Annotated in this window: 20 protein-coding genes and 1 pseudogene; 12 read left to right on the top strand and 9 right to left on the bottom strand. The window is 71.5% G+C overall.

Going from position 1 to position 20,978, the window contains the following annotated elements; all coding sequences use genetic code 11:
- The first annotated feature begins 7 nt into the window (after nt 1-7).
- The 4 genes from M1L60_RS06800 to M1L60_RS06785 all read left to right on the top strand — a co-directional run bounded on the left by M1L60_RS06800 (nt 8) and on the right by M1L60_RS06785 (nt 3,832).
- Nucleotides 8-1,198, top strand: coding sequence for a zinc-dependent alcohol dehydrogenase (locus M1L60_RS06800; RefSeq protein ID WP_253236416.1), 1,191 nt, complete (start codon nt 8-10; stop codon nt 1,196-1,198).
- Between the two features lie 71 nt (nt 1,199-1,269).
- Nucleotides 1,270-1,656, top strand: a complete 387-nt coding sequence (locus tag M1L60_RS06795; protein ID WP_253236415.1) for a DUF6394 family protein — start codon at nt 1,270-1,272, stop codon at nt 1,654-1,656.
- Nucleotides 1,653-3,452: a potassium channel family protein gene (locus tag M1L60_RS06790; RefSeq protein ID WP_253236414.1), complete on the top strand. Its 1,800-nt coding sequence runs from the start codon at nt 1,653-1,655 to the stop codon at nt 3,450-3,452. The genes M1L60_RS06795 and M1L60_RS06790 overlap by 4 nt, the downstream gene beginning before the upstream one ends.
- A 140-nt stretch (nt 3,453-3,592) precedes the next feature.
- The gene (locus tag M1L60_RS06785) at nt 3,593-3,832 is read left to right on the top strand and encodes a hypothetical protein (protein ID WP_253236413.1); all 240 of its coding nucleotides are present in this window, start codon (nt 3,593-3,595) and stop codon (nt 3,830-3,832) included.
- A 29-nt stretch (nt 3,833-3,861) separates the two neighbouring features.
- Here the strand turns inward: M1L60_RS06785 and M1L60_RS06780 are convergent, their stop codons facing one another.
- Nucleotides 3,862-4,494 (bottom strand): DedA family protein, encoded by a 633-nt coding sequence (locus M1L60_RS06780; RefSeq protein ID WP_253236412.1) that lies wholly within the window; start codon nt 4,492-4,494, stop codon nt 3,862-3,864.
- A 212-nt stretch (nt 4,495-4,706) separates the two neighbouring features.
- Between M1L60_RS06780 and M1L60_RS06775 the strand changes: the two genes are divergently transcribed.
- Both M1L60_RS06775 and M1L60_RS06770 read left to right on the top strand, forming a co-directional pair.
- Entirely contained in the window at nt 4,707-5,357 is a 651-nt protein-coding gene (locus M1L60_RS06775; protein WP_253236411.1) for a hypothetical protein, read from the top strand.
- A gap of 75 nt (nt 5,358-5,432) precedes the next feature.
- Nucleotides 5,433-6,572 (top strand): winged helix DNA-binding domain-containing protein, encoded by a 1,140-nt coding sequence (locus tag M1L60_RS06770; protein WP_253236410.1) that lies wholly within the window; start codon nt 5,433-5,435, stop codon nt 6,570-6,572.
- Between the two features lie 257 nt (nt 6,573-6,829).
- Here the strand turns inward: M1L60_RS06770 and M1L60_RS06765 are convergent, their stop codons facing one another.
- Nucleotides 6,830-7,798, bottom strand: coding sequence for an EamA family transporter (locus tag M1L60_RS06765; RefSeq protein ID WP_253236409.1), 969 nt, complete (start codon nt 7,796-7,798; stop codon nt 6,830-6,832).
- 53 nt (nt 7,799-7,851) lie between these two features.
- On the opposite strand from M1L60_RS06765, the gene M1L60_RS06760 reads away from it, so the two are divergent.
- Nucleotides 7,852-8,403 carry a CGNR zinc finger domain-containing protein gene (locus tag M1L60_RS06760; RefSeq protein WP_253236408.1) on the top strand — a complete coding sequence of 184 codons (552 nt, stop codon included), beginning with the start codon at nt 7,852-7,854 and terminating at the stop codon, nt 8,401-8,403.
- Between the two features lie 47 nt (nt 8,404-8,450).
- Nucleotides 8,451-8,693, top strand: a pseudogene (locus M1L60_RS06755) (helix-turn-helix domain-containing protein); the annotation flags it as partial.
- 124 nt (nt 8,694-8,817) lie between these two features.
- Here M1L60_RS06755 and M1L60_RS06750 read toward each other — a convergent pair.
- The 3 genes from M1L60_RS06750 to M1L60_RS06740 form a co-directional block, all read right to left on the bottom strand.
- Nucleotides 8,818-9,639: an SAM-dependent methyltransferase gene (locus tag M1L60_RS06750; protein ID WP_256516037.1), complete on the bottom strand. Its 822-nt coding sequence runs from the start codon at nt 9,637-9,639 to the stop codon at nt 8,818-8,820.
- Entirely contained in the window at nt 9,608-10,282 is a 675-nt protein-coding gene (locus tag M1L60_RS06745; protein WP_256516136.1) for a response regulator transcription factor, read from the bottom strand. The genes M1L60_RS06750 and M1L60_RS06745 overlap by 32 nt, the downstream gene beginning before the upstream one ends.
- Nucleotides 10,283-10,392: 110 nt before the next feature.
- Nucleotides 10,393-11,283, bottom strand: a complete 891-nt coding sequence (locus tag M1L60_RS06740; RefSeq protein WP_253236406.1) for a sensor histidine kinase — start codon at nt 11,281-11,283, stop codon at nt 10,393-10,395.
- 98 nt (nt 11,284-11,381) lie between these two features.
- Between M1L60_RS06740 and M1L60_RS06735 the strand changes: the two genes are divergently transcribed.
- The 4 genes from M1L60_RS06735 to M1L60_RS06720 all read left to right on the top strand — a co-directional run bounded on the left by M1L60_RS06735 (nt 11,382) and on the right by M1L60_RS06720 (nt 15,583).
- Nucleotides 11,382-12,065 (top strand): ABC transporter ATP-binding protein, encoded by a 684-nt coding sequence (locus M1L60_RS06735; RefSeq protein ID WP_253236405.1) that lies wholly within the window; start codon nt 11,382-11,384, stop codon nt 12,063-12,065.
- Nucleotides 12,059-12,793, top strand: coding sequence for a hypothetical protein (locus M1L60_RS06730; protein ID WP_253236404.1), 735 nt, complete (start codon nt 12,059-12,061; stop codon nt 12,791-12,793). Before M1L60_RS06735 ends, M1L60_RS06730 begins: the two co-directional genes overlap by 7 nt.
- 58 nt (nt 12,794-12,851) lie before the next feature.
- On the top strand, nt 12,852-13,469 hold the full coding sequence (locus M1L60_RS06725; RefSeq protein WP_253236403.1) for a hypothetical protein: 618 nt from the start codon (nt 12,852-12,854) through the stop codon (nt 13,467-13,469).
- 146 nt (nt 13,470-13,615) lie between these two features.
- Nucleotides 13,616-15,583: an endo-1,4-beta-xylanase gene (locus tag M1L60_RS06720; protein WP_253236402.1), complete on the top strand. Its 1,968-nt coding sequence runs from the start codon at nt 13,616-13,618 to the stop codon at nt 15,581-15,583.
- Between the two features lie 265 nt (nt 15,584-15,848).
- On the opposite strand, the gene M1L60_RS06715 is transcribed toward M1L60_RS06720, so the two are convergent.
- The 4 genes from M1L60_RS06715 to M1L60_RS06700 all read right to left on the bottom strand — a co-directional run bounded on the left by M1L60_RS06715 (nt 15,849) and on the right by M1L60_RS06700 (nt 20,977).
- Nucleotides 15,849-17,021 (bottom strand): LLM class flavin-dependent oxidoreductase, encoded by a 1,173-nt coding sequence (locus M1L60_RS06715; RefSeq protein ID WP_253236401.1) that lies wholly within the window; start codon nt 17,019-17,021, stop codon nt 15,849-15,851.
- Nucleotides 17,022-17,436: 415 nt separating this feature from the next.
- Nucleotides 17,437-18,567, bottom strand: a complete 1,131-nt coding sequence (locus M1L60_RS06710) for an LLM class flavin-dependent oxidoreductase (RefSeq protein ID WP_253236400.1) — start codon at nt 18,565-18,567, stop codon at nt 17,437-17,439.
- Nucleotides 18,564-20,135, bottom strand: coding sequence for a dipeptide ABC transporter ATP-binding protein (locus M1L60_RS06705; protein WP_253236399.1), 1,572 nt, complete (start codon nt 20,133-20,135; stop codon nt 18,564-18,566). Before M1L60_RS06705 ends, M1L60_RS06710 begins: the two co-directional genes overlap by 4 nt.
- Nucleotides 20,132-20,977 (bottom strand): ABC transporter permease, encoded by an 846-nt coding sequence (locus tag M1L60_RS06700; protein WP_253236398.1) that lies wholly within the window; start codon nt 20,975-20,977, stop codon nt 20,132-20,134. Before M1L60_RS06700 ends, M1L60_RS06705 begins: the two co-directional genes overlap by 4 nt.
- Between the last annotated feature and the right edge of the window lies 1 nt (nt 20,978).

Raw genomic sequence — 20,978 nt, 5'->3', positions numbered from 1 at the left:
TCGAGGGATGCGAGCCGTCGTCACCGATCTGTCCGTGCCGCGCTATCTGCTCACGGCGGCCACCCGCCGCCCGGGCCTGCTGCTCTCGTTGCGCGACGACCTGCCCGAGCCCACTCCGCCCGCCGCGCCGGGCTGGGTGCGCGTCCGCCCCGAACTGGCCGGCATCTGCGGCAGCGACGTCGGCGTGGCCCGCGCCAAGTCGTCGCTGGTGCTGAGCGCCTTCTACACCGCCCGCCACCAGATCCTCGGCCACGAGATCGTCGGCGTCACCGACGAGGGCGAGCGCGTCGTGGTCGACCCGATCGTCTCCTGCGTGCACCGCGGGTTCCCGCTCTGCCGTTCCTGTGCCGACGGTTTCCCGTACGTCTGTGAGCGTTTCGACGAGCCCGGAGTCACCGGCTGCCGCGCCCCCTCCCTCGGCTTCGACGCGACACTGGGCGGCGGCTGGGGCGAGAGCCTGATCGCCCACGAGTCGCAACTGCACCCGATCGGCGACCTGCCGTCGCACCGCGCGGTGCTGGCCGAGCCCGCCTCGATCGCCCTGCACGCCGCCCTGCACTGGAAACGCCGCGGCGACCGCGCGGTGGTGATCGGCCCCGGCCCGATCGGCCTGCTGGTCATCGCCGCGCTGCGCCGCCTGCACCCCAGCCTCGACATCACGGCCATCGGCCCGGGCGCGTTCAGTGCCCCGTACGCCTCGAAAGCCGGCGCCGATCGCACCCTGCCGCCCGGACCGGGGGTGGTCGAAACCCTGGCCACCCTCCACGGTGGCCGAGTCATCCGCCCCCGCCTCACGAAGATCCCGCTGCTCGAACAGGGCGTGGACGTGGTCCTCGACTGCGTGGGGCTGGCCTCCACCATCGATCTGGCCCTGCACGTGCTGCGCCCGACCGGTCTGCTGGTCCTGGTCGGCGCGGCCGGCAAACAGCCCGTCGACTGGTCCCTGGTCTGGAACCGCCAGCTCACCGTGCAGGGCACCGTCAACTTCGGCCCCGAGCCGGCCCTGGGCGGCCGCCACACCATGACCCAGGCCGTCGAGTGGCTGAGCGATCCGTCCCACCCCGTCGACGACCTGGTCACCCACGTCTACGGCCTGCCCGAGTGGCGCACCGCCCTGACCACCGCCGCCGCCGGCCCCCGCGCCTCCGCCGTCAAGGTCACCCTGCGCCCCAACCCCGGCCTGCCCCTGATCACCTGACCGCCGGTACACAAAGTCATGCGCGGGTACGTCCGAGGTATTAGCGTGAGGGCCGTGGTGAAGGGCAGCTCATGAGTCTCGAGAAGGTCATCTTCGGCTTCTTCGTGCTGCTCGCCGCCACCCTCAACTTCGGGTTCTTCATCGGCGACATCTCGAACGCCGAGCTGCACAACGAGTACGAGCTGTTCGCGGCCGTGGTGGTCAACCTGATCGCCACCGTGCTCAAGTTCGGTGACCGCACCCAGATCGGCGCCGTGCACCTGGCGACCAGCCTGGTCGCCGACCTGCAGCTGATCGCGGCCACGCTGACCTGGGTGTACGCCACGCAGATCTCCGCCGCGGGCATGACCCCCGAGGCCACGGCCAGCGTGGTCTCGCTCTCGGGCGGGGCGCTGTTGGCCAACCTGGTCTCCGTCGCCCTGCTGGTGATCGAGACGACGACCTTCCAGCGGCGATGAGGCGGCCCGTCCCCCGCGGACGTTTCCACCGGCACACGGCCATCGCGCACCCGGCCGAGGGCTCCCCCACCGTCTTCCTGGTGCTGCGGCGCATGCGGGCGCCGCTGATCGTGCTGATCATCATCTTCGCCGTCAGCGTGCTCGGCCTCACGCTGATCCCCGGTCAGGATGCCGGCGGCAACCCCGTGCGGGTCGGCTTCTTCGACGCTTTCTACTTCATGAGCTACACCGCGACCACCATCGGGTACGGCGAGATCCCGCATCCGTTCACCGGCGCGCAACGACTCTGGGTGACCGCGACCATCTACCTCACCGTGGTCGGCTGGGCCTACGCCATCGGGTCGCTGCTGGCCACCCTGCGCGACCGCGCCTTCCGGGACGCGCTGGCCCTGCGCCGGTTCACCGGAACCGTCAGGCGCCTGCGCGAGCCGTTCCTGCTGGTCGTCGGGTACGGGCAGACCGGCCAACTGCTCGGACACGCGCTCGACTCCAAAGGCCGGCGCATGGTCGTGGTCGACAACTCGCCCGAGCACATCGACACGCTCGACATCGACCCCTACTACGCCGACATCCCGGGCCTGGTGGCCGACGCCCGCAACCCGCACACGCTGGGCGTCGCCGGCCTGGAGCACCCGGGCTGCGAGGGTGTCGTCGCGCTGACCGACGACGATGAGGTCAACCTGATCGTGGCCATGACGGCCGCGCTCGTGCGCCCGGGGCTGCCGGTGATCGCCCGTACCGTCTCGCCGGCGATCGAGCACCGCATGCACGCGTTCGGCTCGCCGACCGTGGTCAACCCCTTCGACCGGTACGGGGACCATCTGCGCCTCGCGTTGCACGCGCCCTCGGCGTACCTGTTGATGTCGTGGCTCGTCCGCGAGGAGGGCGCCGAGATGCCGCAGCCCGGGCGCCCGCCGGCCACGGGACGCTGGGTGGTCTGCGGTTTCGGCCGGTTCGGGCACAAGCTGACCGAGGATCTGCGGGCCGACGGGCTCGAGGTCACGGTGATCGACCTGCATCCCGACGCCGAGCCCGGCCTGACCATGATCGAGGGCGACGCGTCCGAGCCCTCGGTGCTGGCCGAGGCCGATCTGCCGACCGCGGCCGGTTTTGTCGCCGGCACCGACAACGACGCCACGAACCTGTCGCTGGTGGCCGCGGCCCGCAAGGCGAATCCGGCGCTATTCATCGGCGCGCGGCAGAACCGCCCGGCCAACGCCCCGCTGTTCGCCGCCATGGAGATCGACTGGCTGCTGGTTCCGAGCGAGATGGCGGCCCGCGAGATCTACGCCCGATTGAGTACGCCCATGCTGTGGCGCTTCCTGCAAGAGATGCCCGAGCTGGGCGACGACTGGGCGGCCGCCACGCTCGACAAGATGCAGGCCTATTGCGGGGCGAGGCTGGGCGCGCTGTGGAAGATGACGCTCTCCGAGCGGGACGCGCCGGCGCTGCAACCCTGGCTGCGCTCGGGGGTGGCGGTCGTTGACCTGCTGCGCAGCCCTCGGCACCGGGACAGGCGGCTCGACGCCGTGCCGTTGATGCTCCTGCGCGACGGCGAGACGGTGCTCGGCCCCGGTGATGACGTCCAGGTGCGTACGGGGGACGAGATCTTGTTCGTGGGCCGGCCGTGGTCGCGGCGGGCTCTGACCGACACCGTCACCAACCGGGTCGTGGCCGAGTACGTGCTCTCCGGGCGCGAGGTCCCGGCGGGCTGGCTGTGGCAGCGCGTGACGGGAAAGATACCCACTGCGGGTGAAAGCGCCGATTCGTCGGGGCGTTCGTCGGACGATCCATAAGACAATCGGACATTAATCCCTCATGCAAGCGCACATGCACGTGCAGATGCCCTTGTGCAGCTGCAAAGCACCGCGCAGGATGGACGCCAGCGTTCCACATTCCTGACGCGGCCGCGAGCCGCCCGGCCCCGCGAGGTGAGATGACCATCGACGACAGACCCGCGGGCACCATTTGGACCTTCGCCGAGGAGGACTACCGCTACGGCATCGGCCCCTTACGCCTGCGCATAGAACGCGTGATGAGCACGCCCGTCCAGCAGGACGGTGATCTCTGGTACGAGGTCGAGGGCGTCGAGGTGAGCGATCAGGGCCGCGTGGTCGGCCCGCGTCGCGCCACCGTGCGCGCGTCCCGCCTGCCGACCATGCGGCGCGGCGCCTGAGGTCGTGTCCCGCGGGACACGACCTCACTTCAGCAGGCGGCCACAGCGGCGGGCCGGCGCAGGCGACGGGCCAGGAACGGGACGACGCCGAGGCAGGTGGCGCCGATCGCGGTCAGCAGCAGGCCCAGGCCGCCGGTGGCGTCGGCGCCCGCGGTGAGCAGGCCGACCCCGGCGAAGGCGCCCACCCACAGCGCCGTGCCGAGGCCCGACCACAGGACGAAGCGACCGAACGGCATGCGCACCACGCCGGCCACGATCGGGACGACCGCGTGCACGACGGCGACGAAGCGGACCGCAACCAGGGCCGGAGCGCCGCGCTCGCGCAGATAGGTCTCGGCCCGGTCGAAGCGGGCGGCGCCGATGCGGCGGCCCAGCCGGGTCGAGCGCAGCCGGGGGCCGAACGCGCGACCCACCGCGTACCCGGCCATCTGCCCGGCCAGAGCACCCGCCGTGCCCACCGCCAGCACGGCGAGGAAGCCGAGCGGCCCGTCGGGCAGCGACCCGGCCAGCATGACCACCGACTCGCCGGGCACGAGCAGCCCGGCCAGGAAGGTCATCTCGATCGCGGCGGACAGGAACGTGAAGCCGAGGATCATCCACCGGTCGAGAGTGGACAACCAGTCGACGAAGGCAGCGGCGGTGTTCATCACGTCGGCGAGCATGGGATCAGCCTTCCAATCCCGTGCTCGCCGAACCATCGGGCCATACCCCGAGATCACCCTGAAAACGCTCAGGGCTGGACTACGGGGGTTATCAGGACGCCGGTCGCGGGACGGGCGCCGACCTCACGCGGTGCGGCCCGCCAGGCGGCCCGGTCGAAGATCTGCCGGCCTGGACGCGCCGGCCGCGGAGCGGGTTCGGACGCCTCCTGGTCGTGGTCGGCTTCGCCGCTGCGGCGTCCAACCTGTCCTGGTCGGCCGTTCCGTTGCTGTTCACCGTCGGGCAGTCCGTCGACCTGGTCATCGTGGCGCTGTTCCTGCATGTGTTCCTGGCCTACCCGAGCGGGCGGCTGGCCGGCCCGGCCCGGTTGCTCGTCGGGGCGGCGTACGCAATTTCGATCGGTCTGCAGTTGACGGTCATGCTGCTGGGCGCCTTCGGCAACAGCAACCTGCTCGCGGTGGCCGACCACCCTCGGCTCGTCGACGTGCTGCACGGCATCGAACTGGTCATGCTGAGCGGGCTGCTGCTGGCCGGGGTGGGGCTGCTGGGCGTACGGCTGCGGGCCGAGCGACGGGCCGTACGGTGGCTGGTCGGCTCGTTCGCGCCGGGCCTGGTCGCGCTGGCCGCCCTGCTGATCATGGGCGCGTTCGCCGTCAGCGGGTTCACGCCGGTGCAACGGCTGACGCTGGGGGTGCTCGGGCTGGCCCCGGTCGCGTTCCTGGTCGGCCTGCTCGACAGGCGGCTGGCCCGGGCCTCGGTCGGTGATCTGGTGGTCGAGCTGCGGGCCGAGCCCGGCGACCTGACACCCGCGCTGGCCCGGGCGTTGCGCGATCCGAGCGCCGCCCTTCTTTGTTGGCTGCCGTAGTACCGCACCTGGGTCGATCACGACGGCTGTTCCTGCGGCCGGAAACTGACCGCAATCGCCGCTAGCGTTGCCCCGATGTCGCCCACCTGGTCCTCGGTCATCGCCCGGCGCGTCGAGCGCAACCACCTGGCGGCCCCGGGCAGCGACCCGGCTCAGGTCGTCGCGGCCATGTGCGGGGCGCACGCGCAGGTGATGTCGGCCGCCGAGATCTCGGTGGCGATGCGCCTCGCGGAGGCCACGCGGACCGACGTGCAGAAGGCTTTGTGGACGGATCGGACGCTGGTGAAGACGTTCGGGCCGCGGGGCACGGTGCACCTGCTGCCTACCCGCGACCTGGGGTTGTGGGCGGGAGCGCTGGCGGCGCTGCCGCACTTGTCGCCGTTCGCGGCCGACGTGCGGATGACCCCGGACCAGAACGACCGGGTGGTGGCGGCGCTCGACTCGGCGTTGCGCGCCGCGCCGGACGGGCTGACCGTGGACGAACTGTCGGCCGAGGTCGTCGAGCGGGCCGGGCCGTGGGCGGGTGACCTGGTGATGCCAGCGTTTCAGACTATGTGGCCGCGGTGGCGGACGATCGTGGGCTCGCCGTTGACCCAGGGTGTGCTGTGCTTCGGGCCGCAGCGGGGGCGCAAGGTCACCTATGCCAGCCCGGCGACGTGGGCGTCCGGCTTCTCGGTCGGGGAACCTCTGGCCGCGCTGCGCGAGGTGATCCGGCGCTACCTGTGGTCGTACGGGCCGGCGACGTCGGCGCAGGTCGCGCGGTGGCTGGCTGCTCCCCCGCGGTTCGTCGCGGAGGTGTTCGCGTCGCTCGACCTGCAGCCGGTGACGATCGAGGGCGAGCCGGCGATGCTGCTGGCCGGGGACGACTCGTTCCCGTCCGGCGCCGCGCCGGGCGTCCGGCTGTTGCCCTACTTCGACGCGTACGGGGTGGGGGCGCACCCGCGGGCCGTGACCTTCCCCGGGCGGGCTTTCGAGCGGGCGCTGGCTCGCGGGCAGGCCGGCAACTATCCCGTGCTGCTGATCGACGGGCGGGCGGCCGGGGTCTGGCACCAGCGCCTGTCGGGGCGGCGGGTGCAGGTCACCGTCGAGCCGCTCGACCCACTACCGGCCGCGCGACTGCGCGCACTGGAGGCCGAGGTGGAAAGGCTGGGCCAGATCCTGGGCGCGACGCCCACTCTCACCATCGGCGCGGTGACAGTGGGTGCACACGCGTGATCACCACAGGGCGCGGTTGTCGGCCAGGAGGTTGAGCAGGGTCTGGTTGGTGTCCTCGGCCAGGTTCAGGCGGGCGGCCACCGCGGCCGCCGCGACGCAGATCGCTACGAGCAACTTCATGGGCCCAGCATGCACGGCCGGTTCGACCCGGTGGGCCTTGGCCGTACGAATCAGGCCATTCGCCGCTCCTCAGCCCGGCTCGCTTGTCCGTACGGCTCGCTTGCCAGGCCGGCTCGCTTGCCAGGCCGGCTCGCTTGTCAGGCCGCTACCGGAACGGCCTCGGGACGGGGCTCGGGGGCGGCGGCCGGGTCGGTGGACTCGGACGGGATGGCGGCGATGCCGGCCAGGATGAGGGCGCCGCCGACCATCTGCAGGAGGGTCAGGGACTCGCCGAGCACCAGCCAGGCGAAGATCGAGGCGAAGACGACTTCGAGCAGGCCGAGGAACGAGGCCAGACGCGAGCCCAGGCGCGACGATCCGGCGATCCCGGTGGCGTACGCGATGGCTGTGCCCGCGATGGCCACGACACCCAGCGGAACCCACCAGGGGGCGGTGGCGCCGAGCATGGCGACGTCGCCGCCGACCGTGCGCATCGGCAGGGCGCCGGTCAGCCCGATCAGCCCCAGAGCCAGACCGCCGAGCAGCAGGCCGGCGCCGGCCAGGGCCACCGGCGGCAGGCCGTCGGCGGGGCGGGCGGCGACCACGAAGTAGACGGCGCAGCCGATGGCAGCCGCGAACGCGAGCAGCACGCCCAGCGGATCGACGGCCTGCAGCGCGCCCGGGCCGATCACCAGCACCAGACCGCCGATGGCGAGCACCGAGCCGAGCAGCACAGTCGCCCGCGGCATGCGCCGGGTCGTGGCCCACGCCCACAGCACCAGCAGCAGCGGCGCCAGGTATTCGATCAGCAGAGCCGTCGACACGGGGACGCGGGAGATCGCGGCGAAATAGGCGAGCTGGGTGAACGCGACGGCGATCAGGCCCATGCCGAGCACCCGCCAGCGGGCCCGCCACAGGGCCGACCAGCGGCCCCGCAGCGCGAACAACACAATCGGCAGCAGGACGACGCTGCCGGCGAGGGCGCGTACGGTGACGGCGGCGGCCGGGGACCAGCCGGCCTCGAGGAGCGGTTTGATGAACGCGCCGGACGTGCCGAACGAGACGGCCGAGAGAACCATCGCGCCCACGCCGATGTGCTGGGTCTTCACGTCCGCCTCCTCTGTCATGGGCTAAATTGACTATACCCCTGACGCTAGGCCCGACTCAGTGAGGAGTCAAATTGCTTTTTGCCCCTGACACAGAGGAGGCGCTGGACTTCGTGGTGGCCTTGGGCAACACGACCCCCGGCAGCTCCCGCAGCGGCGAGGACGAGTTGGCCACGATCGAGCAGCTGGCCGCGCTGCTGACCCGATTCACGTACTCCGGACGCATCGACCACGACGCCGCCGAGCTGGACGAGGTGCGCGAGACCCGGGCGCTGCTCCGCTCGATCTGGGGCCTCGACCGCGACGACGCGGTCGAGCCGGTCAACCGCATGCTGCGCGAGGCCAGGGCCCTGCCGTTCCTGGCCCGGCACGACGGACTCGACTGGCACATGCACGCCACGCCCCCCGACGCACCGCTGGCGGAACGCATCCGGGCCGAGATGGCGCTGGCCATGACCGACGTGATCCGCATGAACGAGATGAGCCGCCTCCGCATCTGCGAGGCCGACAACTGCGACGGCCTGGTCCTAGACCTATCCCGCAACGGCTCCAAACGCTTCTGCACCGTCCGCTGCGGTAACCGCATGAACATGATCGCCTTCCGCGAACGCCAAGCCGGCACCTGACCCGGCTCGGGTCGGCGGCGGTGGGCGGCAGGCGCTAGGGTCGATTCATGATGTTGCGGGAGCTCATCGGCCGGGTTCTGCGGCGCACGCGCCTGGCGCAGCGCCGCACGCTGCGCGAGGTGGCCGACGCCGTCGGCATGTCGATCGGCCATCTCTCCGAGGTCGAACGCGGCCGCAAGGAGCCGTCGTCCGAGATGCTGGCCGCCATCTGCCGCGCGCTCGGCATCTCGATGACCGACCTGCTGGCCGCCGTGCTGCACGACCTGCAACCACGCCTGCACCGCTTCGAGGTCGCCGCCCAGCAGCCCCGGACCGAACGCGTCCGCGCCCGCCGCATGAACTTCGAACTCGCCGCCTGACGCGCGCGCATCAAGCTCTCGAGCTGGGCCGCTCTGCTTGCGAGCCGGCGTGTGCTCAGGGTTTGCGGGCGACGCCCGCGTAGCCGTCGACGGTGATCTTCTCGTCGGTGGCCGGGCGCCACTCGGGGATCGGGACGACGCCGGGCTCGACCAGGTCAAGGCCGTCGAAGAACGCGGTGAAGTCGGCGACCTCGCGCAGGTGATAGGGCACGGCGCCGCTCTCGTTGTACTGCCGGTGCGACTCGATGACCCGCTCGCTGGTGGCCGTGCCGTCCGACATCGTCAGGAAGCTGCCTGGCGGCAACTGCGCCACCAGCCCCCGGACGATGGCCCGCGCCTCGGCCGGATCCTGCACGTGACCCATGACGCCGAGCAGCATCAGCGCCACCGGCTGCGAGAAGTCGAGCGTCCGCTTCGCCTCCTCGATCACGCCCACCGCGTCTTTCAAGTTCTTGTCGATGTACGTCGTGACCCCCTCAGGCGTGCTCGTCAGCAGCGCCCGCGCATGGCTGAGAACCAGCGGGTCGTTGTCCACGTAGACGATCTTGGCGTCGGGGGCGACCCGTTGCGCGACCTCGTGGGTGTTGTCGACCGTCGGCAGGCCGGTGCCGATGTCGAGGAACTGGCGGATGCCCTGCTCCCCGGCGAGGAACGTGACCGCCCGGCCGAGGAACGCGCGGGTCTGCCGAGCCGCGTCGACGATCTCGGGGAACACGGCCTTGACCTGCTCACCGACGGCCCGGTCGGGCCCGAAGTTGTCCTTTCCGCCCAGCCAGTAGTTCCAGACCCGGGCGGAATGCGGCACCTCGACATTGAGACGCGCCGAAAGATCGTCAGTCACGGCGTCAGTGTCCCGTCTGGACGGTCTGGTCTGCAACCCGCGGCGACACCAGCCCGGCGTCGTACGCGGTGATCACCAACTGGGCCCGGTCGCGCGCCCGCAACTTGGCCAGCAGGTGGGTCAGATGCGTCTTGACCGTCTTCACCGAGATCTTCAGCGAGGTGGCGATCTCGTCGTTGGACTGCCCTCGCCCGACCAGCGTGAGCACCTCGACCTCGCGACCGGTGAGACTGCCCAGCGTGATGCGACGCGGCGACGGATTGGGCGCGGACACGAAGTGGTGGACCAGACGCGTGAGGATCGCCGGCGCGAACAGCGACTCCCCCCGGTGTGTACGGCGGACGGCTTCGAGCAAGTCGGCCGGCAACGCATCCTTGAGCAGGAACCCGGACGCCCCCGCCCGCAGGGCCTCGTGCACGTACTCATCGAGCTCGAACATGCTCAGCACGAGCACACGGGCCCGGTTGAGCCTCGGGTCGGCGCAGATGCGACGGGTCGCCTCGAGACCGTCGACCCCGGGCATCCGCACGTCCATCAGGATCACGTCGGGCCGGGTCGCCCGGGCCTGGCGCTGCGCCTCGGCGCCGTCACCGGCCTGCCCGACGACCTCGAGATCCGGTTCCTTGTCGATGATCATCGCAAGGCTGCGACGCAGCAGCGGTTGATCGTCGACCAGCATGACGCGGACGGCAGTCCCGCCCGCGACGACCGTCCCGCCCGGGACGATCGCCTCGCCGGGGACGACCGCCTCGCCCGGGACAGTCGCGTTCCCCGTTTCTCGAGCTGCGCTCACGGGCCGGCCACCTCGTCGGGAATGCGAGCGGTCAGCTGGAACCCGCCGCCCTTCTCGCGGGCGGCCAGCGAGCCGCCGAGCGCGGAGATCCGCTCGTGCAGACCCAGCAGCCCGTGCCCGGCGCCCGGCGCGTGCGACCAGCCCGGCGCCGGACCGTCGTCGGCCACCGAGACCACCAGCACCTGCAGGTCGCGCCGCACGACCACGCGCACGTCGGTCGGCCCGGCGTGCCGGGCGGTGTTGCTCAGCGCCTCGCGCACCGTCTGGCAGATGGCCACCTGCACACCGGGTGACACCGCCCCGAGCTCGGTGACCGTGAGTTCCGGCCGGACCCCGGCGGTCTCGGCCGCGCGGACGATCGCCGGCAGCACGCTGAGGTCGTCGACCGGGGTGCGCGGCGCCGCGAACTGCCGCACCTCCCACGACCCGCCCGTCGCCCGCTCGGCCCCGGACTCGCGCAGGACGGTGAGCATGCGCCGCAGCTCGGCGGTCGCGCCGCGGCTCGCCTGCTCGATGTCGGTGAGGGCCTCGGCGACCTCGGGCGGTTTGTCGAGGTGCCGGGTCGAGGCCGCGCGCACGGTGATCAGCCCGAGGCCGTGCGACACGATGTCGTGCAGGTCGCGGGCGATCTTCAACCGTTCCGAGTGGACGGCCTCGGCCGCGGCCCACTCGGTGAGGCGGTGCTCATAGAGGCGGCGGTCGGCCCGCCAGCGCAGCACGGCCCAGACCGCGGCGGTCACCGCGCCCGCGGCGAACAGCGCCGGGATGACGGTCGCGGCCGGGCCCCGGGCGCCGCCGGTCACCATCGCGACGGCCGTGACCACGCCGACCGCGAGCAGCACCGGGACGACCCGGGAGCGCCTTTCGGGACGACGGTTCGCGTTCATGCCGCCGACTGTAGTTCTCAGACCCAGGTCTGATGGGCCGCGAAAGATCTGACCGTGGTCCGACGACAGCGCCGCCTCGCTCCCGTTGACTCCTCGGCATGATTCGCATCGACCGGGTGAGCCGCCCCCGCATCCTGCACGAGGTGTCCTTTGAGGCCCGTCCCGGGCGCGTCACCGGCTTCCTCGGCCCCAACGGCGCCGGCAAGACGTCGACCGTGCGCATCCTGCTCGGGCTCGATCGGGCCTCGACCGGCACGGCCACCATCAATTCCCAGCCGTACGCTGCCTTGCCGCGCCCCCTGACGGTCGTCGGTGCCCTGCTCGACGGCAGCGGCGCCCATCGCGCCCGCACGGCCCGAGCCCATCTGCGCTGGCTGGCCGCGAGCAACGCCCTGCCCCGGGCCCGCGTCGGCGAGGTTCTCGAGACGGTCGGCCTCACCGAGGCGGCGGGTCGCCGGGCGGGCCGGTTCTCGCTGGGCATGAGCCGCCGGCTGGGCCTGGCCGCGGCCCTGCTCGGCGACCCGCCGGTGCTGGTGCTCGACGAGCCTTTCAACGGTCTCGACCCGGCCGGCATCCTCTGGATGCGCGAGTTCCTGAGCCGCTGCGCCGCCGAGGGCCGCACTGTGCTGCTCTCCAGTCACCTGCTCGACTTCCCGGTCGACGACGTGGTCGTGATCAACCGTGGCCGGGTGGCCGCCCACGGCACGCTGGCCGAGGTCCAGGGCGACCACGGCTCGCTCGAAGACGCCTTTCTCGCGCTGACGGGGGCGGCCTCGTGGTGAGGGCCGAGTTGTCCAAGCTGCTCGGCCTCCCCACGGCCTGGATCGGGCTGGCCCTGGGCCTGATCGCCGCGCCCGCCCTGGTCCTCGTCAACACGCCCGGCATGCGCCAGGCAATCGAGTCCGGCGAGGTCACCGACCTGGGCTACGAGAACCTCGGCATCGGGCTGCTGGGCGCCCTGATCCTCGGCGTCGTCGCGGTGAGCAGCGAATACACGTCCACCGGGGACGACGCTCCCGGTGCACACCAGATGACCACGACGCTGCTGGCCATGCCCCGGCGGTCCCACCTCCTGCTCGCCAAGGGCGCCGCGCTCTCCTTCGTGGTGGCCGTCCAGGGCGCGCTGACCGCTTCGGCCACTGTGCTGCTGACCCAGGTGATGCTGCCCGACCATGCGCCGCCGTTCGAGCCGGCCCGCGTAGCCGCTGCCGTCCTCTACTGGACGTTGCTGGGCTTGCTGGCTTTCGCGATCACGCTGATCTTCCGCAACGGCATCATCACGCTGACCGTCTTCATCGTGAACAGTTCCGTGGTCTCGGTCTCGTACCTGCTGACCAAGCTCACGCCCTGGGCGGCCTACCTGCCCGACATCGTCGGCGCGCACATGTTCCTGCGCACCATGCCGGGCGAGACCCACATCGCGCCGCTCACCGCCGGGCTGGTCATGACCGCCTGGGTCGCCGCCCTGCTGGCCGCGGCGTCCTACCTCTTCACGAGGCGGCCCGCATGACCTCCTCAGTCGCTGTCCTGCCGGCTGCGGCGTCCCGTCTTGTCACGCGGCGGCCCGCATGACCGCCACTGCTCGCCCCGGCGCACCGGCCGAACTGATCACCTCCGTCCACGCCGAGCTGCACAAGCTGGGCACCCTGCCGTCACTGCGGTGGGCCGCCGGGCTCACGTGGGCCGCTACGGTGCTGCTGGCGCTGGCGGCGCACCGGGCGGCGCCGGCGGCAGACCCGGTTGCGACCGCGCTGCGGTGGACCCAAGCCGGATTCCTCGTGTTCGGCGTGCTCACCGCCACCCAGGAATACGAGTCGGGCGGCCAGATCCGGGCGACGCTGCTGGCCGTCCCGCGCCGCTTCGCACTGGCCGCGGCCAAGGCCACCGCGTTGATCGTCGCGGCCGCGGTGCTCACTCTGCCGACCGGCACCGCCTACCCGATCAGCGTCGCCCTCGTCGGCGCAGGGCTGGGCTGGCTGCTGCGCAACGCTTTGGCCGCGGTCGCGACCGGGCTCACCCTGTACCTCATCGCCTGCCCGGTCGCGCTGAGCCGCTGGCCGGCGGCCGCGAACTGGTTGCCCGATACTGCGCTCCTGGATCCGGGGCGCGGGGCGGCGGCCGCGGTGCTCTGGCCCCTAGCTCTAGCCGTCGGCGCCTCCCTCAGCTTCAGGTGGCGTCATGCCTAGGTCACGGCTTGCGCCTACGCTGCGTCGTCGTCGTCGCCGCCCGCGCCGCGTCACGGCATGGATGTGCACAGACGAGAACGTTGCCCTGGGAGCGCTCCCATGTCACGATGGGCATCAATTATCGACCGTCGTTGATGGGACGTCCCATGCGTGCTTCGTTGCGGCTTGCCCTGATCTCGGTCGCGGCTGCTCTACCGGTCGCGGCCGCGGTGGCGGTCACGTCAGCCGCCAGCGCCGCCGACGAGCCGACGCCCATCACCGTGCTGACGAGCGACTTCGAGGACGGAACAACCCAGGGTTGGGCCGGTCGCGCGTCCGAGACGGTTGCCGTCAGCACGACGGTCGCGCACGGCGGCTCGACCAGCCTCTCGGTCACCGGGCGCACGGCCGCCTGGCAGGGGCCGTCGCTCGATGTGCTGGGAACATTCGAGAAGGGCACCGCCTACACGATCTCGGCCTGGGTGCGGTTGGCCTCCGGCTCGGACAACGCCCGCCTCAGCGTCGAGCGCCGCACGGACGGCGTGGCCGCCTACGACCAGGTGGTGGGCAACACGGCGATCGACAGCGGGCGGTGGGTCAACCTCGTCGGGCGCTACACGCTGGCCACCGACGTCGACTTCCTGCGGGTGTATGTCGAGACGGCGTCCTCGACCGAGTCGCTCTACATAGACGACGTGACGGCCAGCTATGTGCCGGCGCTGCCGATCCAGACCAACATCCCGTCGGTGCAAGATGTCGTGACCGAGTTCCCGGTCGGGGCGGCGATCACCGGGGCCGAGATCGTCACCGAGCACGGCCAATTGCTCGACAAGCACTTCAACAGCGTGACGCCGGGCAACGCGCTCAAATGGGACGCCACCGAACCGTCCGAGGGCGCCTTCACGTACGCCCAGGCTGACCCGCTCGTGAGCTTCGCCAAGGCGCACGGGATGGCGATCCGCGGGCACACCCTGGTCTGGCACAACCAGACGCCGTCGTGGGTGTTCACCGGCGCCGACGGGCAACCGATGACCGCGACCGCCGACGACAAGGCGCTGCTGCTCGACCGGCTCGAGAACCACATCCGGAACGTGGCCGCCCACTACGGCACCGACATCGGCGTCTGGGACGTGGTGAACGAGGTCATCGACGAGAACCAGTCGGACGGCCTGCGCCGCAGCAGCTGGTTCACCGTGGCCGGGCTCGACTACATCCGCACGGCGTTCCGGGTGGCCCGCGAGGTCGCGCCGCACGCGAAGCTGTTCATCAACGACTACAACACCAACGTCCCGGCCAAGCGCGACAAGCTGTACGCGCTGGTGGCGCAGCTGAAGGCCGAGGGCGTCCCGGTCGACGGCGTCGGCCATCAGATGCACGTCAACGTCAGCTGGCCGTCGATCGCCGACACCAAGGCCATGCTCGACAAGTTCGTCCCGCTCGGCCTCGAACAGCAGATCACCGAGATGGACGTCAGCATCTACACGAGCAACGGCGAGTCGTTCCCCACGCCACCGGCCGACCGGCTGCTCCAGCAGGCCTACGTCTACCGCGACATGTTCGCCCTGTTCCGCCAGTACCGGGACGAGATCACCTCGGTCACGCTGTGGGGCCTGGCCGACGACAACACCTGGCTGGACACGTTCCCGGTGACCCGCAAGGACGCCCCGCTCCTGTTCGACACCCGCCTGCAGGCGAAGTCCGCCTACTGGGGCGTCGTCGACCCCACCAAAATCAACACGACCACGAGCACGCCCAGCCCGACCGGCCCGACCCCGAACAGCCCCACCCCGAGCACGCCCGGCACCCCGGGCACCGCGGCCTGCTCGGTGACCTACCGCGTGACCGGGTCGTGGCAGGGCGGCTTCCAGGCCGACGTCCGGGTGACCAACACGGGATCGACGGCGTGGACCTCGTGGACGCTGGGCTGGCAGTTCGCCGCCGGGCAACAGATCACCCAGCTCTGGAACGGCTCGGCCGCCCAGTCCGGCGCCGCCGCCTCGGTCACGAACGCCGGCTGGAACGGCGCTGTCGCACCCGGCGCCTCGGCCTCGTTCGGCTTCCTCGGCTCCTGGACGGGGTCCAACCCCGCCCCCACCTCCTACTCCCTGAAGGGCACCATCTGCGCCACCGCCTGAAAGCCGCCCCGCCGCGCCAGCCCGGACCGACACTCGCAGCCCTCCTGGATCGGCCGGCCGGACCGACCCGGCCGGCCCGAACCGGCCCGCCGGGCCGGTCGGGTCAGCCCCAACCGGGCCAAGCCGGGTCGGTCGGGTCAGCCCGAACCGGGCCAAGCCGGGTCGGGCCAAGCTGAGTCGGGCGGAGTCGGACGGACCAGGCAGGCCGATCCGGGTCGGGCGGAGTCGGGCGGACCAGCTGGCCGATCCGGGTCGGTCGGGTTGGTCAGCTCGGCCAGTGTTTGGCCAGCAGTTCGAACGAGCGGACGCGGTCGGCGTGGTCGTGGGTGATGGTGGTGACCAGCAGCTCGTCGGCCGCGGTGACTCGGCGCAGCGTTTCGAGCTGCTCGACCACGGCCTGGGGTGTGCCCACGAAGTGGGTGTCGAGGCGATCGGCGACCAGGTCGCGTTCCTGGGCGGTCAGCGGGTTGGCTGCTGCTTCGGCCTCGCTCGGGTACGGGATCGCGCCGCCCTGGGCGCGGATGCTGTGTACCCATCGGCCGTACGGGGAGGCCAGGTGGCGGGCGGTTTCGTCATCCTCGGCGACCACAATGTCGGCCGAAACCATCACGTGGGGTTCGGCCAGTGTGTCGGACGGCTTGAACGCGGAGCGGTAGGACTCCACTGCCTCCAGCACCTTGGCCGGGGCGACGTGGTAGTTCGCGGCGAACGGCAGGCCCCTGGCGCCGGCCACCTGCGCGCTCTCGCCGCCGCTGCTGCCCAGGATCCACAGCTCCAGGTCGGAGCCCTCCCCCGGCACCGCGTGGGCCTCGTTGCCCTGGCCGTCGTTGTAGGCACCAGCGATCAGGGTCTCGATGTCCGACACCACGTCGTCGAGGTCCAGCGGCTCGGCGTTGGGTTGCTTGAGCAGCTTGCCGTACAACTCCGCGCGGGCCGAGCGCATCAGCGGGGTGAAGTCGAAGTGCTTCGGGATGAGCAGGCCGTCCACGACCCGAGCCTCGGCAGGCGGCGGGGGCCCCGCCTGCGAAGGTCCGGCAGGCGGCCGGGGCCCCGCCTGCAAAGGTCCGGAGGCCGGCGCTCCCGACACCGACGTTGTCCGGCGTTGTGCCGACCGGCCCAGCCCCAGGTCGAAGCGCCCCGGATACAGCGCGTCGAGCAGCCCGAACTGCTCGAGCGCGGCCAACGGCGTCAGATACCCGGTCTGCAGCGCTCCCGACCCGAGCCGGATGTGGTCGGTCACCGCGGCGATCTGCCCCAGCAGCAGCGCCGGCTGCGAGCTCGCCACCCCCGGCGTCAGGTGGTGCTCGGCCACCCAGTAACGGTGGTAGCCGAACTGCTCGGCTTTCTGGGCCAGGTCGAGCGTCCGGCGCAGGGCATCCCGCACCGTCCCACCGGAAACGAGCGGGGCGAGGTCCAGGATGGACAAGGGCACAGTCATGAGGTTCCTCCAGACAGGTGGGGCAATTCACGACCGGCAACGGCCGCAAGGCGCGGAACGAAATTGACGTCAGCAACGCGCGGAACGTGCCGAACAAGGCCGCCTTGGGCGGTCGTCGAGATGCGCCGCGCAGGGTTCCGCTCGACAGCGGCCAGGATGCGTCGCACCGTGTTGGCGTCGGCGGCAGGCGAGAGACACCGCGCGGGGCTTCCCTTGACCGCGGCCGGGATGCAGCGCGCACGGCTACCCACGGCGGCAGGCGGAGGACGCCGCACAGGACTTCCCTCGACAGTGGGCGGGCTGCGCCGCACGCGGTTGCCTGCGGCAGTGGGCGGGATACGCCAAACGCGGTTGCCTGCGGCAGTGGGCGAGATACGCCAAACGCGGTTGCCTGCGGCGGTGGGTGGGGGGCGCGTCATGGTGCGGGACGTTCGGTGAAGGCGCCGCCGGCGGGTAGGCCTGCTGCTACGCCGTCGTCGTGGGGCGGGGCGGTGACGGTGGGCCGGGTCGGTAGGAGCGGTGTGGGGAACGGGCGGCTCGGGAGGTCTCGGCGCAGGGTGGGGGCGATGTCGGACTGGAAGAGTTCCAGTGACGCCCGGTGTTGTTTGTCGGTCAGCAGGTCGGCGTCGGCTTGCAGGTGCATGGCCTCGTGGCCGAACTCGGCGTGGTAGCGGTGAACCTTGTCGATGATCTGCTGTGGGCTGCCGACCAGGATCGAGCTGCGTTCTACGGCGTCTTCGAGGGTGGGGAACACCGGTTCGACGCCGACGCGGCGGAACAGAGCGATGCGGGCCTCGTAGATCGGGCGGTACGTCTCGATCGCTTCCTGCGAGGTCGGGGCGGCGTAGAAGCCGGCGCTGCCCGCGCCGACCAGGGCTTCGGCGGGGTCGTGGCCGTAATGGGCCCACCGCTCGCGGTAGTAGCGGATCAGTTCCGCGTACGGCTCGATGGGGTTGGTGACATTGGCCGAGAACAGCGGGTCGCCGAACCGGGCGGCCAGGTCGACGCTCTCGCGGCTCGTGGCGCTGCCGTGCCAGACCCGGATCGGTTGCTGCAGCGGGCGGGGCCACGCTTCGGCCTCGTCGAGGGGCGGGCGGAAGCGGCCCTCCCACGTCACCTTCGGTTCGCGCCACAGGCGGCGGAACAGCTCGTAGCTCTCGCGGTTGCGGTCCCACTGGTCGTCCGCGGTGACGTGGAACAGTTTGGCCTGGGCAGCGCCGTTACCCTTGCCGATGATCAGTTCCAGGCGGCCGCCGGAGAGGTTGTCGAGGGTCGAGTAGTCCTCGAAGGCGCGGACCGGATCGAGCAGGCTCAGCGTGGTGACCGCCGTGAACAGCCGGATCCGCGAGGTCAGCGCGGCGATGTGGCTGAGCACCACCGGCGGTGACGACGAGAAGAACGGCCGCTCGTGGCGTTCGCCGACGCCGAAGCCGTCGAAGCCGAGCTCCTCGGCCAGCAGGGCGTTGTCGACGACCTCGCGGAAGCGCTCGTGGGCCGGGCGTTCGGCGTTCTTCTCGGCAATGAGCGTGATGAGCAGGAATTTCATCGCGACACCTCCAGGGTCGGCACCGCGTCGATCAGCGCGCGGGTGTACTCGTGCTGCGGGTGGTGGAAGACGTCGTCGACCGGGCCGGACTCGACGACCGCGCCGTCGCGCATGACCAGCACCCGGTCGGCCAAGTGGTGCACGACGCCGAGGTCGTGCGAGATGAACAACAGGGCCGTGCCGTCGGCGGCCCGGATGTCGGCCAGCAGGTCGAGCACCTGCGCCTGCACCGACACGTCGAGTGCCGACACCGGCTCGTCGCAGATGATCAGCGAGGGCCGCGGGGCCAGGGCCCGCGCGATGGCCACCCGCTGCCGCTGCCCGCCCGACAGCTGCCGCGGGTACCGGTCGAGCACATCGGCCCCGAGACCGACCCGTTCGAGCAGCTCAGCCGCCGGCACCGAGGGGAGGGCTTCCTCGACGATCCGCCGTACGGTCCAGCGCGGGTCGAAGCCGGACAGCGGGTCCTGCGAGATGAGCTGGAGGCGGCGGCGCCGCGAACGACGCCGCCGCTCCTTGAGCCCGGTCCATGGCGCGCCCTCGAACGCCACGGTCCCGGACGTCGGCGCGGTCAACCCGAACAGCAGTTGGGCGACCGTCGTCTTCCCCGACCCCGACTCCCCCACCAGCCCGACGATCTCGCCCCGCCGCACGGTCAGGTCGACCCCGTCCACCACGGTGTGCGCCCCATACCGCTTACGCAGCCCCACCGCCTCGACAACCACCTCGGCCGACGCGGACGCCGGTGCCGCGGCCAACGGTTCAGCCGGCGCGGACAGGCGGCGCCCTCGGGAGGCGGCCGACGGCACAGCGGCCAGCAACTGCCGGGTGTACGGATGTTCCGGCGCCGCCAGCAGCGACGACGTCGGACCCGACTCGACCACCTGGCCGTCCCTCATGACCAGCACCCGGTCGGCCAACCGGGCCACCACGGCCAGGTCGTGGCTGATCAGCAGCAGGGTCTCGCCCGTGGATCGGCGCTCGGCGAGAAGATCGAGGATCTGGGCCTGAACCGTCACGTCGAGGGCCGTGGTGGGTTCGTCGGCGATCAGCAAAGGCGGCTTGGCGGCGATGGCTGAAGCAATCAGCGCTCGCTGCCGGAGACCACCCGAGAGCTGGTGCGGACGGTGAGCCGCGCGCCGCTCGGGCTCCGGGACGTGGACGGCGGTCAGCAGCGCGCGGACCCGGGCCGGGCGGTCCTTGCGGTCGCCGATGTCGTGCACCTTCAGCACTTCGCTGATCTCGGCGCCGACCGTGCGCAGCGGGTCCAGCGAGACCAGCGCGTCCTGCATGACCAACCCGACGAAGCCGCCGCGCAGTTTCGGCCAGTCGAACGGGCCCGGGCGACCGTCGATCTCGAAACGGGAACTGCGCACCTGAGCGTTCGGGCCGGCCAGACCGACCAACGTACGCGCGGTGACGCTCTTGCCCGATCCGGACTCACCCACGATGGCCAGACACTCGCCCCGGTGGATGTCGAGATCGATACCGCGCACGGCGTGCACGTCGCCGCCACGGTGCGGGAACGTGACGTGCAGGTCCCGCACGGAAACGAGCAACTCGCTCATCCGAGCCTCCCTTCGAAGCGGCGCTGCAGGCGGCGGCCGACGACGGTCAGGGAGATGACCGTCAAGGTCACGACGACGCCGGGCAGGACCGTGGTCCACCAGGCGACGCTCAGGTAGCCGCGCCCTTCGGAGAGCATCGCCCCCCATTCCGGGGACGGCGGCTGCGGTCCCATGCCCAGGAAGCTGAGCCCGGCCGCGGCCAGGATCGCCTCGCCCAGACCGATCACCGCGAGCACCGGCACCGGCCCCAGCACGTTCGGCAGTACGTGCCGGAACACCAGCCGGGGGCGGGAGTCCCCGAACGCCACGGCCTGGGTCACGTACCCGGCCTGCCGCACCACCAGTGTCTGGGTGCGGACCACCCGCGCGTAGTTGGGCATCGTGGCGATGCCGATGGCGATGACCAGCCCGACCGTTCCCGGCCCGGCCACCGCCACGAACAGCAGCGCCAGCAGCAGCAACGGAAAGGCCGAGAGCGCATCGAACGAGCGGCTGAGCGCCTCGTCGGCGTACTTGTGGGAAAGCCCGGCCAGCAAGCCGAGCAGAAGCCCGATGCTGACGGCGATGCCCGTGGCCACGACCCCGATGAGCAGGGAGTGCCGGGCGCCGTGAACCACCCGGTCGAAGACGTCGCGACCCAGCTGATCCGTGCCGAACCAGTGGGCTGCGCTCGGCGCCTCCAGCACGTGCAGCGGATCAGCGGCCAGCGGATCGCCGGCGAACAACGACGGGGTCGCGGCGGCCACGAGGGCCAGCACCAGGAACCCGGCCGCGGCCGCCACGCCTCCCCCGGACGGGCGGCGCAAACGCAGGGACAACGGACGGTCGAGGGCGATAGTCATG

Source organism: Paractinoplanes aksuensis (assembly GCF_024137025.1).
Lineage (GTDB): Bacteria > Actinomycetota > Actinomycetes > Mycobacteriales > Micromonosporaceae > Actinoplanes > Actinoplanes aksuensis.
The sequence above is the reverse complement of the archived record's forward strand: the minus strand, read 5'-3'. Positions and strand labels throughout refer to the sequence as shown.